The organism is Bradyrhizobium uaiense, assembly GCF_010811875.1.
Classification (GTDB): Bacteria; Pseudomonadota; Alphaproteobacteria; order Rhizobiales; family Xanthobacteraceae; genus Bradyrhizobium; species Bradyrhizobium uaiense.
Genome location: NZ_VKHP01000237.1, coordinates 1 through 14,410, shown reverse-complemented (window position 1 = coordinate 14,410; position 14,410 = coordinate 1). Strand labels below are relative to the sequence as shown.

At 57.1% G+C, this 14,410-nt stretch carries 8 protein-coding genes and 2 pseudogenes; 8 read left to right on the top strand and 2 right to left on the bottom strand.

Features of this window, described 5'->3' with window-relative positions:
- Positions 1 to 1,045: 1,045 nt before the first annotated feature.
- The 4 genes and pseudogenes from FNJ47_RS37510 to FNJ47_RS37495 all read left to right on the top strand — a co-directional run bounded on the left by FNJ47_RS37510 (position 1,046) and on the right by FNJ47_RS37495 (position 8,112).
- Positions 1,046 to 2,236: an acyl-CoA dehydrogenase family protein gene (locus FNJ47_RS37510; protein WP_163160881.1), complete on the top strand. Its 1,191-nt coding sequence runs from the start codon at positions 1,046 to 1,048 to the stop codon at positions 2,234 to 2,236.
- 36 nt (positions 2,237 to 2,272) lie between these two features.
- Entirely contained in the window at positions 2,273 to 3,403 is a 1,131-nt protein-coding gene (locus FNJ47_RS37505; RefSeq protein WP_163160880.1) for an acyl-CoA dehydrogenase family protein, read from the top strand.
- A 711-nt stretch (positions 3,404 to 4,114) separates the two neighbouring features.
- Entirely contained in the window at positions 4,115 to 5,608 is a 1,494-nt protein-coding gene (locus FNJ47_RS37500; RefSeq protein WP_236000316.1) for an amidase, read from the top strand.
- Between the two features lie 1,158 nt (positions 5,609 to 6,766).
- A pseudogene (locus tag FNJ47_RS37495) lies at positions 6,767 to 8,112 on the top strand (IS5 family transposase).
- A 655-nt stretch (positions 8,113 to 8,767) separates the two neighbouring features.
- Here FNJ47_RS37495 and FNJ47_RS54840 read toward each other — a convergent pair.
- Complete coding sequence (locus tag FNJ47_RS54840; protein WP_488226102.1) at positions 8,768 to 9,043, bottom strand: hypothetical protein; 276 nt, start codon at positions 9,041 to 9,043, stop codon at positions 8,768 to 8,770.
- 705 nt (positions 9,044 to 9,748) lie between these two features.
- Here FNJ47_RS54840 and FNJ47_RS37480 point away from each other — a divergent pair.
- The 4 genes from FNJ47_RS37480 (at position 9,749) to FNJ47_RS37465 (ending at position 13,820) form a co-directional block, all read left to right on the top strand.
- The gene (locus FNJ47_RS37480; protein WP_163160879.1) at positions 9,749 to 10,813 is read left to right on the top strand and encodes an ABC transporter substrate-binding protein; all 1,065 of its coding nucleotides are present in this window, start codon (positions 9,749 to 9,751) and stop codon (positions 10,811 to 10,813) included.
- An 80-nt stretch (positions 10,814 to 10,893) separates the two neighbouring features.
- Positions 10,894 to 11,736, top strand: a complete 843-nt coding sequence (locus FNJ47_RS37475) for an ABC transporter permease (RefSeq protein WP_163160878.1) — start codon at positions 10,894 to 10,896, stop codon at positions 11,734 to 11,736.
- A complete protein-coding gene (locus FNJ47_RS37470) occupies positions 11,729 to 12,544 on the top strand; it encodes an ABC transporter permease subunit (protein ID WP_163160877.1) in 816 nt (271 codons plus the stop codon). Before FNJ47_RS37475 ends, FNJ47_RS37470 begins: the two co-directional genes overlap by 8 nt.
- A 79-nt stretch (positions 12,545 to 12,623) precedes the next feature.
- Positions 12,624 to 13,820: an ABC transporter ATP-binding protein gene (locus FNJ47_RS37465; RefSeq protein WP_206685388.1), complete on the top strand. Its 1,197-nt coding sequence runs from the start codon at positions 12,624 to 12,626 to the stop codon at positions 13,818 to 13,820.
- Positions 13,821 to 13,959: 139 nt separating this feature from the next.
- Here the strand turns inward: FNJ47_RS37465 and FNJ47_RS37460 are convergent.
- Positions 13,960 to 14,256, bottom strand: a pseudogene (locus FNJ47_RS37460) (IS66 family transposase); the annotation flags it as partial.
- Between the last annotated feature and the right edge of the window lie 154 nt (positions 14,257 to 14,410).

Genomic DNA, 14,410 nt, shown 5'->3' with positions numbered 1-14,410 from the left:
CCGCTGCAAAATCCGTTCGAACCGCAATCGGTTGGCCCATGGCAACTCCCTCCAGTTGCCATGTTGAATCATCGATCCTCTGATTTGGGAATGCCCGCCGTGAGTCAGCACCTCCGCGGATTGGTATAAATTGTCCGATATTGCAATCATCGGCGCTCAAGCACCTCGAGTAGTCGTGCCAGCGCCTCTGGGTCGACGTGCGCGTCCGCGCGATGCGTCGCCGGTTACCAAAATCGATCTCGATCAATCCAATCCGACCGGCTGCCACAGGTCGCGCCCGGTCATCTTCGGTAGGCAAGAACTTGGAAGTGTAAGCGCCCGGCTATGTCATGACCGGGCGCTTACTTCGAAGTTGCCTCTATCGCTTCCGCGACGATCCGGACCGATTCAAAACGTGGTTCAATTGTACGACGGTCAAGCCTGCCGACGTCAGGTGAGCACCACGCTCGTCGCTATCCCGTTGCGACGGGCAACCTCAGTCACCTTCGTGCGTGCTTGGCGCCAACGTTTCCTCGACAATATGCGCCTGGTCATCCTGAGGTCAGCCCGCCACGGCTTCAGTCCGCCCAAGTCTCGACCCGCATCACACCTTAAGCTAGAATTAAGGTGACACGCTTCGCGACGTTACCACGCTGGCACGCAAGACGACGCCCATCGGATGCGTACCCAGGAGACTGTGGCAGCGTTCGAGCGGAAGTCAACTCGAAGCCCCATTCCCACGAATGCCACAGCGAAACCTCATACGAGACCCGAGATTGTAGCTTTGGTGGCCAGGGCGAAAATGCCAGCATTCTACGCCTCTGGTGCCTACGTTCCCTTAGGCGGGTTGGCCAGCTACAGCCCGCAGTTAGCGGGGTTTTATCGCACCGCGGCGCAGTACTGCGATAGATATTCAAGGGAGCCTGCGATGAGCGCAATACGCTCGCTTCCAAAGGACAGTCTTCGCAGAATTCCTGCGGTTCGAAATGAACTTTTGCAGTTTACATCCCTGCTCCTGTAATAGTGTGTGTGCGCCGCGTTGAATCTCTTGAATAGGAGTTAGTCATTGGATTTCGAGCTAACGGATACTCAGCGCCGGTGGCGCGACGAGATTCGCGCTTTTCTCCGCGAGAGCGTCACCCCTGAGCTTGAGCGTGAACGCGATCTTGAAGGCAAGCTGCGTTTCGGGCCGGAGGCTCGGGCGTTCCGCAGAAAGGTCGGCCAGAAGGGTTGGTGGGGCCTGACGTGGCCGAAAGAATACGGCGGTCTGGCTAAGGGGGCCATCGAGTTGCACATCATGGCGAGCGAGTTTGATTACGCCAAAGTAGTGCCCGCCGATACGACCTATTTGTCGATCGCTCCGATGATCATGCAATATGGAACTGAAGAAAACAAGGAGGACTTCATACCTGGAATTACCCACGGAGAGTTTGTCGTTGCAGTAGGGTATTCGGAGCCTGACGCCGGAACGGACTTGGCGAGCCTGAGGACGCGGGCTGAACTCGATGGTGACGAGTGGGTAATCAATGGATCGAAGATTTGGACCAGCAATGCGCATGGTGCCTCTCACCTGTGGCTCTGCGTCCGCACGGATCCGAATGCGCCTAAGCACCAGGGGATCTCCGTGATCATGGTCCCGATCAGTACAAAAGGGATCGACGTACAGCCGCTGATTTGCTGGAGCGATTATCGAACCAACCAGGTGTTCTTTACTGATGTTCGGGTCCCCCGCCGCAATCTGATCGGCGAAGTCAATAAGGGCTGGGGGTATATAACTGGCGCGCTCACTCTGGAGCGCAGTGCCGTGTCAACGGGCGGGGATCTTCGGCGAGAGGTTGACGACTTGATCGAAGTTTGTCGGGCCGACCTAGTCGGAGGTGTTCGTCTCATCGAGAGACCAAGCGTCCAACAGCGTCTCGCAGAGCTTGACGCCGACGTAGAGGTCGCGCTGCTCTACGGCCTGCGTGCGGCGTCGCTCATAGATAATGGCGAAATTCCTACGGCAACGCTCACTTCTCAGAAGATATATACCAGCGAACTCCGCCAGAAGATCGCCGACTATGGCATGCAGATTTTTGGCATCTGCGGACAGCTGAGCTGGCGCGATCCTGGCGCGCCTGGACATGGAGATTCTGAGCGGCTCTACCGCTACGCACCGGAGATACGCTTTGCTGGCGGAACGAATGAAGTTTTGCGCGACATCATCGCGCAGCGCGGGTACGGAATGCCGAGTTACGGTAGATCTCGCCGCAGCTGATTTGTGCGAATTTCACGTTACGGGAAGAAACAGCACATGAAGGTTTTACTTTCTGACGAGCAGAAGGAATTCGCAAGCTCGATCCGACGGCTATTCGATCGCGAGTGCCCGCCCTCCCTGGTTCGGCAGCTCCAGGATCCGAGCGCCGATCCTAAGCCGCGCCGTCTTTGGGATCGCCTTGCCCAGAGTGGGGTGTTTGGTCTAGCTCTCCCGAACGACGTGGGCGGCGGAGGCGGCACGCTGTTCGATCTGGGGCTTGTTTACGAAGAGGGCGGTCGCGCTCTTTGTCCAACAATCGTATACAGCACGCTCGAATTCGGTCTGGCAGTCTCTCGTCTCACGAGCGCTCCTCAACTCCTGGAGTTGATGCCGAAGGTGGCGGCGGGAGAGATGATCGGAACGATCGCGCTCGCCGACCCAGGGGACAGCTCGAATATCACGCCGTCGATCCGCGCAGAACGGCAGGGTTCAAAATGGGAGCTCAGTGGATCTCTTGACTTCGTACCGAATGCAGACGTGGCCGACATGCTTCTCACGACCGCGCGAGCCCGGGATACCTCCGGACCGGCCCATGATGTCACGCTCCTCCTCCCGCGGGAGGTGCTGTCGACCCAGCGAAGATCCACGTTTGCACGTGATAACCAGAACCGCGTCAATCTCGACGGTGTGCGGATAGACTCCGCGAATGTCTTCGCTGGCACCGAAGGTCTGAACCATGCCCATTTGCGTTGGATCTCCAACGCCACGACTGCGCTACATTGCATGGATATGATCGGTGGAGCTCGGGCTGTCATCGACCAAACCGTCCGATATATCAAGGATCGGCATCAATTCGGCCGACCGATCGCTAGCTTTCAGGCAGCGCAACACCACGTCGCCAACATGCATATCGCTGCGGAGGGAGCGCAGCTGGCAGCATACCAAGCTGTTGCGCTTGTGGGAGCCGGTCGAATCGCTGAGCGTGAAACGTCCATCGCCAAGCTGAAGGCAAACGAGGCATACAAGTTCGCTACACTAACTGCCCACCAATTGCACGGAGGTATGGGCTACGTTGTCGACACAAACCTGCATCTCTGGTCAGAACGCGCCAAGGCTATGGAGCTTCGCGACGGCGCTTGGGATACGCAAATTGGTCGGCTCAGTTCAGCGCTTGGCATGAGGGCGTAGCGGAATTCGGAGCAGGGCGACGCTCTATCTGGAACGCCGGCATGCGAGACTCCGAAATTTTCCCGCGATGCGTCGCCGCGGTCGGCAAGACCGGTGGGCTGATGTAAGAGCAGGATAGGTCATCCGTTAAGATGCCGACCGAGCGTGTGTTCTGGAATCGTCGTTTTGGCGGGCGGCTTATTTTGAGACTACAAGGTTTTGAGCTTGTGAGTCTCGAGACTTGCAATTTCGCTTTCGCGAGTTCTTTTCAGCACGAGGCATAATTCCCTGTCCGCGTTGGAGGGGTGACGCGGCCGAAGAAAGCACACGATGACGAAACCGGGCTCGCCGGCAAAGTCGATAAGGCCCATAGATTTGCTTGAGCAACAGCAATCCTATCATGGAGAGGGTGCCGAGACTCAGCCGGCCGATCTCGCTCTGGAGCTGCGCGATCTCGTCGTCAAGCGGCTCACGGTCGATACCACGGTGCACCCGAAGTCATCACCTCTCCGACCGATGCGATCCGTGGATTGAACAGCCAGCGCTGGAGCGAACTCTAGCGAGCAATCGTATGTTGGTTGCTCGAAAAAAAGCATATGACGATCATTTCGCAGGATTTCTTCACGTTTGGGTCAAGTTTTCCGTTCCTTCACATCGCAGTGTCCTTACATTTATGCATGTGCATCTGCTAGATGCGGCCCGCATTGATCAGCTCTATGGATGGTAGCCAATATGAAACGTCACGAGTCTACGCCAGGTCTCTTGATGAATTGGGAAGAGTGGAGCCGATACGACGCCATAGGCTTGGCTGAACTCGTTCGAAAGAAGCATGCGACGCCCCGCGAATTGGCGTGTCAGGCTGCAGCTGGCATCGCTAAGGTGAACCCGTCCATCAATGCGGTTATCGAGGTATTCGAGGATGTTGTCGACCAGCCGGTCAAGGACGGGATGAATCCCGAGGGCCTATTCGCTGGTGTGCCCTGCCTTATCAAGGATCTTGGTCCCACGCTCAAAGGCCGCAAGCAGGAGATGGGTTCCTTCTTGATGCAAGGCAACATTGCGCCCAACGACAGTTTTCTGACCACCAAGATGCGCAAGGCGGGGTTAAACATCATTGGCCGCGCGGCAACGTCCGAGTTCGGCTTGAGCGACTCCGCCGAGAATCCAGCGGTCTATATTTCGAGGAATCCATGGAATATAGACTATGTAACGGGCGGGTCTTCAGTCGGAAGTGGGCCTATTGTAGCCAGTGGCGCGATCCCAATTTCACACGCAAGTGACGGCGGTGGCTCAACCCGCGTGCCCGCTGGGATCAATGGAGGCATCGGTTTCAAGCCTTCACGCGGTGTGTTCTCTGCCGCGCCCCAAGGGTCTGATCTGACGGCGTTAACCTCCGCGAATGGTTGCATCAGCCGTAGCGTGCGCGATATAGCCGGTTTCATCGATGCCTGTCGCGGTGGGGCGGCTGGTGAGTTCACGCCTTATTGGCTCCCGGCGCAGCCCTATCTTGAACAGATCAAACGCGATCCGCCGAAGCTAAAGATTGCAATCTCGCACGAATGGGGCGAGTTTCGGGCCACTCCGCACATCGCAAGTGAGCTTCAGCGCGCAGGCCGCTTCCTTGAACAACTAGGCCATCATGTAGAGTGGTGTACTCCGGGCGTCGATTTCCGCGCTTTTTATTCAGTCTCGACTGCCAATTCCATGACCCGAACTTCGCGGCTGCTCAACCGGCTGCTCAAACTCAAGGGCCACGTTCGACCGAGCGTTCCGATGGTTGAGCCAGTGACCGCTAAAATTTGGGAGGCGGGTATTGAAAGACGATCCGATGCACAGGAGCAAATTCCAGTCATTTACAACCAAATCTCCCGCACATTGGGTGAGTTCTTCGAGAGTTGGGACGTGATCCTGACGCCGATCATGACGATGCCCACGCATAAGCTTGGCACTGATTTCACGACAATGAATGACAAGATTTCTGCAGATGAGTGGTTCTTCAATAGCTGGAGACTCTATCCATATGCGGTGATGGCTAACATTTGTGGATCCCCCGGCGTTTCGGTTCCAATTGCCATGGACGAAAATGGATTACCACTAGGTGTTCATGCCTTTACCCGCCAAGCTGAGGATGGGCTGCTGCTACAACTTTCGGCCCAGATCGAGCGTGCGTTGAATTGCAAATGGAACCAGAACCAGCGACCGCAAATCCATGTAACAAATCTATAGGAGCGCAAATGGCGCGCGTTTCTAAGCCTCGCCACGGCTAACCGGAATTGCTTCCCAGCTGGATGATTGTCCTTGGCTGCTGATGTGCTGCTTGGGGATCGTCATTTTGGAGAATGCGTCCGGAGCGACATTGTCGAGAACGGCAGCGAGCTTCGGCCGCCTTCGGCCGGATCTGTTAGGCGAAGGGCGCTGCGAATGGCCGGGGCGTCGCCTAGCGAGAACGATGCTGATAAAGGCTGAGTCAATCGGGCACCTCCTTGGTCCGCGGAGGGGAAGCTTGCGCAGGACTCCCGCCAGATCGGCTCAACCTCTAAGGTGCCGATCTCGATGCCGGAAGTCTCGCGCGGGCAACTGTGTTGACGACGACGGCGAATGATGGGGAATATGATTCGCTCGCTGTGGCCCACCTTCATGTAGGTGGCATCGATCCAAAGTTAGGGTGGGTCGCTCGCTCGCCCGACCAGCTGTTCGACTCATCGCTGATGCGGATGGCCGTGACGAGGTCATCGACCGGCGCGTCGAGGCGCCCGGGAGTAGACTTCCTGGACTCGCCAGCCGTGACTGCGAAGCTCCAGGGAGTTGAAAGGTGGAAGCCCTTATCTGAGCCTAGCCACGTCGCTCGGAATGCACGACTCAGCCGCGCTGCCCCCTCTCCTGGTCGTCACGGGCTAGCCTTGCGCTCTGCCGTTTCCAAAGGGCTCGTCTCGCCATGAGCGGCCGCGGACCATAGCGCCACAATGATGTCCATAAGGCGTTCGGCCTTAATGCCAATCACCTCTGCAGCAGCCCGCACTTCTCCGTTAGCGCGTCCAGAAAGGCCGGCTGCGACAATCAGCCTTTATCGGTCGCCGACGACCAGCGTGCTGCCCAGCTATGCGACATAATCCGCGGTCCAAAGAGCGAGGACAATCGCAGCGACTTCGCGCGGAGTTGTCAGAGGCAGCAAGATGGCGCACGCGATGCACAGGTGACCATTCGCAACCGTTACTGAGTCGCCCGTGAACAAGGTTCTAAACGATTGAGCAGGAATCTATTTTTCCAGTTCAGAGCCGTTTGAGATTGCAGGGATTGGAGGGTTGAGACCTGCAAACCCTGCAAATTCGTTCGTGGCTTCCCCTTTGCCGTGAGCCGTGATTCTATGGTGCATCGGAGAGGACGATGCGACCGAAGAAGCACAAGACGACGGGATCAAGTGATCTGTTCCGGGCGCGGCTGGACCAGATCATCAACATGAAGCACGAGCTGGTTCTGCTCGCCGGCAAGGTCGACTGGGACTGGATCGACGGCGAGATCGCTCCGCTCTACAGCGAGAACGGCCGGCCCGGGATCGAGACCCGCTTCATGATCGGGCTTTTGCTGCTCAAGCACATTTACGGGCTGTCCGATGAGGGGGTGTGCGAGCGCTGGGTCCACGACCCGTATTTCCAGTTCTTCACCGGCGAAGAGTTCTTCCAGCACACTTTTACGCACGAGCGTTCGGACCTGAGCCATTGGCGCAAGCGGCTCGGCGACAAGCTGGAGCTTCTGCTGGCTGAGAGCCTGCGGGTGGCGCATGAGGCCGGCGCGTTGCGCAGCCAGGACCTCAAGCGGGTCACGGTCGACACCACGGTGCAGCCAAAGGCCATCAGCTTCCCGACCGACGCCAAGCTCTTGCATGCGGCGATCAGGGGGCTCAACCGCCTGGCGAGACAGCACGGCGTCAGGCTGCGGCAATCCTATGCTTGCGTGGCCAAGGCAGCCGCAATGATGGCGGGTCGCTACGCTCATGCCAAACAGTTCGGGCGGCATCAGCGGCAGTTGCGTATCCTGCGCAGCCGGCTGGGCCGGATCGTCCGCGACATCCGTCGCAAGATCGAGGGCCAGCCAGCACAGGAGGAGACGTTCGCGCTTCCGCTTGGCTGAGCCAGCCAGATCCGCTCGCAGCAGCAGCGCCAGCGTGGCTGGAACCTCTATTCCTTCCACGCCCCAGAGGTGGAGTGCATCGGCAAGGGCAAGGCCGCCGCGCCTTACGAGTTCGGCGTGAAGGCCTCCATCGTCACCAACAACCGCCGGGCTCCCGGCGGCCTGTTCGTGCTGCACGCCAAGGCACTGCCCGACAACCCCTACGACGGTCACACCTTGCGGGACGTCATCGACCGCACCGAGACACTCACCGGCTGTCCAATCGAGCGCGCCTATGTCGACAAAGGCTATCGTGGCCACGACGCACAAAATCCACGGCGCGCTTCATCTCCGGACAGAAGCGCGGTGTCTTCGGCGCCATTAAGCGCGAACTGCGCCGCCGCTCCGCTATCGAGCCCATCATCGGACACCTGAAGGCCGAAGGTCACCTCGGCCGCTGCTACCTCAAAGGCCGTGCCGGCGATGCCGCCAACGTCATCCTCTCGGCCGTCGGTCACAACTTCCGCCGCATCCTCGCCTGGCTCAAACAACTCTTGGGCCTGTTCCTGGGATTCCTATGGCGAACGCTCGCCTGTCCGGCCCAGCTCAATCCGGCTTCTTAACGGGCGACTACTGAGATACAGTTCTTCTAACGAGACTACTGGCGATACTATGGACGAGGGCCTCGATCCCGAAGCCAGCCGAGCGAACGAAGGACCACTCGACTGCGGCGTGAGCCCGGACCTCTTTACATACGACAATATTCCAATCTAGCAGAAACTCTCTTCGATAGTATGCGCAGGTGGGTTCCAAGGCTGGCTGGCGGCGGCTAAGCGCTTCCTCTCTGTCTGCGCGTCCGCTCAATGTAAGCGTTGCAGTCTGATTGAGGCCGCGTCGGATAGGCCGCAAGGATACGGCAGTGCGTTCGCAGAAGACGTCAGGAGGACTCGAGGCGCGGCTTCGTTCGCAGCGCGCGTTTGCCAAACGAACTTCTTGCTCAGCAACTGTTCGCAACGGGACCCTGACAGCGGCTCTTCCGACGGAATCGACGGACGCCCAACAGGCGAATACACCGATCACGCCCATCCTTCGAAGTACGGATAGGCGGAGACCGCCTGATTGGGCGTGCGCGCGGACGCGGCGATGCTCCCTGGCTATCGTGCCATATCATCTTCACAAGATCGCTGCGGCGACCGCGGAAGACGAACAGATGACCGGCCTCTGCGCATACTCGTGTAGCCTGTCGCGCGCCACACCGCGCGCCTGTCGGAACCGGGATCATCGGCCCACCAGAGCATCGAGAACTTGACGCAGCGCGCCTCCATCAACGTCGTCATCGACCCGGATGCGGTGTCCGCCACCAAGATCAATCTCGATGATGCTCTGGCTCCTCCGTCGATGCGCTGGCGCCGTCGTCAATGGCGCTTCGGCCACATCCCGCGGCGACACGGAGGGCCCAATCTCGACCGGCGCAAACGGCGCTATGCTCGTCTTACCGTTTTTGCAAAGCTCCTTGCGCCAGCTGAATAGCTGACTCACATGAAGGCCGGGCATGCGAGCCACCTCGGAAACAGTGGCTCCGGGCTCGAGCGATGCTGCAACCAGCCGTTCTTCTCATCCTGCGACCACCGACGCCGACGCTCGACTGATGTGATCACCTCTGCCCGCGAAATCGTCATAGCGCTTCTCCTAGGATTACCCCTGGGACCTGCGGCGCTCGCGTCCGGCAAACAAGGCGACCCTCAAATGGAGGGATACCCTTCGAACGAAGCGTCGACGAGAGCATGCGCACTTGGCCGCATGAAAGGATCGAAATCTGCAACACACTCGCAGAATTTCGGTAATAGAGGGCGCCATTATGCCCAAATGCGCCTGTGGGCGACTTGTACGCTTAGAAAGTGAATTCGAGGATTCGAGGCGCAGTTGCCGCAATAACAAGGAAACGCTGGGAAATAGAGTGGCCCCTCTCGTTGCTCGGGCTGCTTCGTCTGCCACGTTGACGACGGCAGACAATCGCACCGAATTAACGATCTGGCATGAGGCTTCAGCGAGAGGGCGCCAAAGTGGCTGCGCCTAAGGGGCAACGACCTGTGCAATGGCGGTCGATGGAAGCTGGGCGGAGGAAGGCGAAGCACAAAGTCGGTGGGTCCGCCAGACCGCTCGAACGACGATATGACGTTCGAGCTCGGCAGTGATGCAAATCGCTCGAGTGCCATGCGGCTTGTTAGAATTGCAACCAGTAGAAATGGGAGAACATTGATGAATAGACGTCCATTCTCAACAGTGTCACGACGTTCCTTTCTCGCCTGCGCGAGCCGAGCGATTGTGGCGCCGATGGTTATGAAGACCTCCGGCGCGTTTGCTGACTCTGATATTGTCACGCTGACATCGACGGGCGGCAGTTACCAAGAAAACGTTACAAGGACGGTATTGACGCCGTTCACTGAGGAGACAGGCATTAAGGTCAATATCGTGCCTATGCCGAACATGGCAAAAATCAAAGCTCAGTTGCTGACGGGGAATGTCGAGTGGGATGTTGTCAATTTGCCAGGCACGGACGCCCAATTTGGATCAAAGCAAGGCTATTGGGAAAAGCTTGATCCGTCTATGTTCGATCTGTCGGATCTGGTAGTTCCACCTACCAGAGATGTCGTCACGGCTCAGCTATACGCACAGGGAATAGCGTGGGATCCCGAGAAATTCGGACCTAGGCAGCATCCAGCTAATTTTGCCGAGTTCTTCGACATAAAAGCATTTCCCGGGCGGCGCGCTCTGAGACCTGACGGCCCCAGTACTCTGGAGACCGCGCTGCTCGGCGATGGCGTGGCACCGAAGGACATCTATCCTCTGGATGTGGATCGCGCGTTTAAGGTGCTCGGGCGGATCAAACCTAGTATTGCCGCGTGGCCAGCGACGACCACTCAATCCATCTCCCTCTTACAAACAGGCGAGGTCGATTTCAGCATGACCTATAGTAATCGAGTTAAGGCGACGATGGAGCGTGGCGGTGGAAAACCGATGGCCTTTTCCTTGGACCAAACCCTGATTTTCACCGACCAGTTTGTAGTGATCAAAGGGGCGCCAAACAAGGCAAACGGGATGAAACTCCTCGCTTACTTAGTGCGACCTGAGGTTCAAGCACGGCTAGAGGAGGCCGTTGGCCTAATTCCGGTATCCATGAAAGCCGGCGCAATGTTGTCGGAAGCGGCGCGCAAATGGCAACCAAACCTCCGCGATCCCAAGAACTTGGTGATCAGTGACCCGTACTGGTCAGATAACTACGAGAAGGTTCAATCTCGTTTCAAGGAGTGGATTCAGACTTAATGTTTTCCTAGCCCAGCTCGGGACGGGTCTGTCCGGCCTATCCCGTTGCTAAACTGCGTTTGTCTCTGAGGAAGATCCTTATGAACCGAAGCAGCACCATTGGTGCGCAAGCTATATTCATGTCTCCAGCCGTCCTCTTGGCGGCCACGATAATGCTGCCACCGCTATTTTTTATCCTGTACACAAGCGTGCATGGCACTAGTCTGTCCTTGCATGAGTATCGCGAAATTGCATCAAGCAGCCTCTTCAGGCGTACGCTTGGTACAACGTTGGTTATTGCCGTCGCATCGTCTGTTTTGAGTGTGTTTCTTGCATTCATCGTCGCGGTGCATCTGGCCCGTCAAACTGCGCGGCGCAGAACAATTTTGCTGGTGCTTGTGCTGTTACCTTTGTGGACAAGTATTCTGGTGAAGTGCTTCGCATTTACGATCATCTTGGGGCGAGATGGGATACTCAACGGCATCCTCAGTTGGCTTTTTAACACAAAAATCCAACTGCCACTTGTACTCAACCGAATAGGTCTTTTTGTCGGCCTGACGAACTCTCTCGTTCCAATAGCCGTATTCCCAATTCTGGCTAGCGTGCTCGCCATTGACGATTCCGTGTATCGAGCAGCCTCAATCATGGGTGCCAAGCCAGCGCGTATACTTCGGACAATCACCATTCCCTTGAGCTTGCCGGGCATACTAGCCGGACTTTTTACAACATTCGTTTATTCCTTGGGAGCTTACATCGTTCCATCCTTGTTAGGAGGCCCGAGGGATCAGATGCTTTCTAACCTGGTCGATTTCTACAACCGGCAGGTGTTAGATTGGCCTAGGGCGGCAGCCATCAGCGTCGTGTTGCTCGCGATGATTTCTGTTTTTGGCACGCCGCTGGCGTTCTGGCGGCAGCGAAAGGGTATAGGGGGGGCTCGTGTCTAAAATCCGTGATTCGCATTCGCAGCGTTACCGGGTCTTTGGCACGGCGCTCGCGGTCATCATATACATTGGGTTGTTGGCTCCGCTGGTGGTGACAGTTCCAATGGCCTTCGGTCCCGCGAATACATTGGCTTTTCCGCCCCAGGACTATTCGCTCGACTTGTTCAAGATCTTCTTCTTTACGTCCGGTTGGCGGGGACCACTTTTCGAGAGTATCAAGATTGCGCTTGCAGCCATGGCAATTGCGATGCTTACCGGTGTTCCTGCCGGCTATTGGATCGCGCGCCATAACTTCGTTGGCAAGCGCCTCGTGACCGGCGTAATTATGAGCCCTTTCGTGGTCCCAACCGTTGTTGCGGCGCTTGGATTGTATCTCTGCTTTTCTTACGCCGGACTTAGCGGAACCATGATTTCATTAGTACTAGGGCATGTCACTGTAGCGCTGCCATTCGTTGTCCTAATGATTATCGCGGGCGTGGTAAAATTAGACCCAAACTTGGAGTTTGGCGCCGAGCTGATGGGAGCTGGGCCGATCAGAATGTTTGTTACGGTTGTTTTGCCGCAATTGATTCCGTCGCTGGTAAGTTCCGCGTTGTTTGCGTTTCTGATTTCGTTTGATGAGGTAGTGATATCTTCTTTTTTGGCCGGCCCGAACACAATAACCCTGCCCGTGAAAATGTTCGGTGCTCTTCAATGGGAGGTGTCGCCGGTCATAGCTGCAGTATCCAGCTTTCTGATGGCAGTTTCTCTCTTGGTTTGCATCGTCGCGATCGCACTAAGAAGAGGGGCACCACTCGAGGGAGAGCGTTAGTCGGCGCAGTTCCGAAGATGTAGTCGCTCGACCAGTGCATCGATTGACGTAATCCCTTCAACTCAGGAAAGAGAAAGCTTTGAGCTATTCGGTCTACACAGGCGGCGAAACTGGCAACAAAGATCAACGGCGTCTGCCTTTCGCCAAACGCCGCATCCGTAGGGAGATAAGCCGTATGGGCGACGCCAAGGTTCTTGCCGATCATTCAGCCCACGCGATCACCCTGAGAGGCACATCGAAGACGTATGGTCCGGTCACGGCGTTGCATCCGATCGATCTGACTGTGGACAAAGGTGAATTTCTGACACTGCTTGGTCCGTCGGGTTCGGGCAAGACCACATTGCTCAATCTAATAGCCGGAGCGATAGGACCCACCACTGGCACGATTTTGCTGGACGAGCGGGATATTACCCGAATGCCTCCGCGTGAGAGGGGGATCGGCATGGTGTTCCAAAACTATGCACTCATGCCACACATGACGGTCTTCGAAAATGTTGCTTACCCGCTGCGCGTGCGCCGCGAACATCCCAAAGCGATTCGTGCAAAAGTGATGGAGTCGCTTGATCGTGTCGGCCTTCGTGGCCTCGAAGATCGCAAACCACGTCAGTTGTCAGGCGGTCAGCAGCAACGCGTCGGCATTGCGCGCTGTATCGTTTATTCGCCGGCCATTATCATGATGGACGAGCCGTTGGGCGCATTGGACAAAAACCTTCGTGAGCAGATGCAAGGTGAAATCAAACGCCTCCACAAAGAATTGGGTACGACTATCATTTATGTGACCCACGATCAAGAAGAGGCGCTCAACATGTCCGACCGCATCTGCTTGTTGAGCGGCGGCCAAATCGTTCAGCTCGGCTCCCCCGATGAGTTGTACTTCCAACCACGCAGCCGATTCGTTGCGGAGTTTATTGGCGAGTCGAATTTGATTAGCGGTCGGGTAATTGGCAATGACCGGATGAAAATCGCCGAGGATCGGTTCATACTTGTGCCCAAAGCAGAGAGAATCGAAAAGTCAGAGCATCTCGTAATGGTACGACCGGAGAAAGTAAGGATCTCCAAGCTTGATGAGAATACCGCGGAAGGCGACAATGTCTTGAGCGGCGAAGTCGTAAGTAGCTCGTTCATTGGCGGCATGACGCGAGTGACGATCAACACCGAAAACGGTCTGAGCATCACGGCCAAGATGGTATCAGCCCGCGCCCATTCGCGACCAGAGCCGGCATCGAAGGTGCGCCTTTGCTGGTCTCCGTCGGATTCCGTTGTTCTTGAGAATTGATATTTCAAATATGCGGAATGATATACTTTTGCCGGGCCTCTAGTTGGGCGAAGGAGTGCGCGAAGTGCACGGCGTATGAGGTAAACGATGATGATGGGATGGGGGCGATAGATCGATCCTCTAGGCCTTGAAGCGCAGCACTCTTCGGTGCTGCAGCCTGCGCGGCAACATCCTCGCTCGCCGTGGTGGCGAGTTCCTCGAGCTTCAGTTCCAACTGCTCGAGCAGCCGCGCGGTGCGCTCGGAGCGCGGCCCATACAGGCGTTTGAGCTTCTCGATCCGCAGCTCAAGGTGCGCGATCAGCGCCTCGTTGTCCGACAGCTCCGCCCGCACACTGGCAGCCACCGCCTCGGCTCGCAGCCGCGCCTTACGCTCGGCCTGCATCGCCGCCAGGGCACTCTCAAGGTCCAATGGAAGATCATCCGGCTTCGATATCATGAGGCCAGTGAATCAGATCAGGCCGCATGACCTGCCACCGAACATTCATCCAACAGCAGTTAGAGTCTCGGGGTTTTGTACGCCGAGTGGCGCGGGTGGAGCAACGGGCGATCGGCGGAGCTGGTCGGGGTTGCGCAGCCGATCGCCCGTTGCG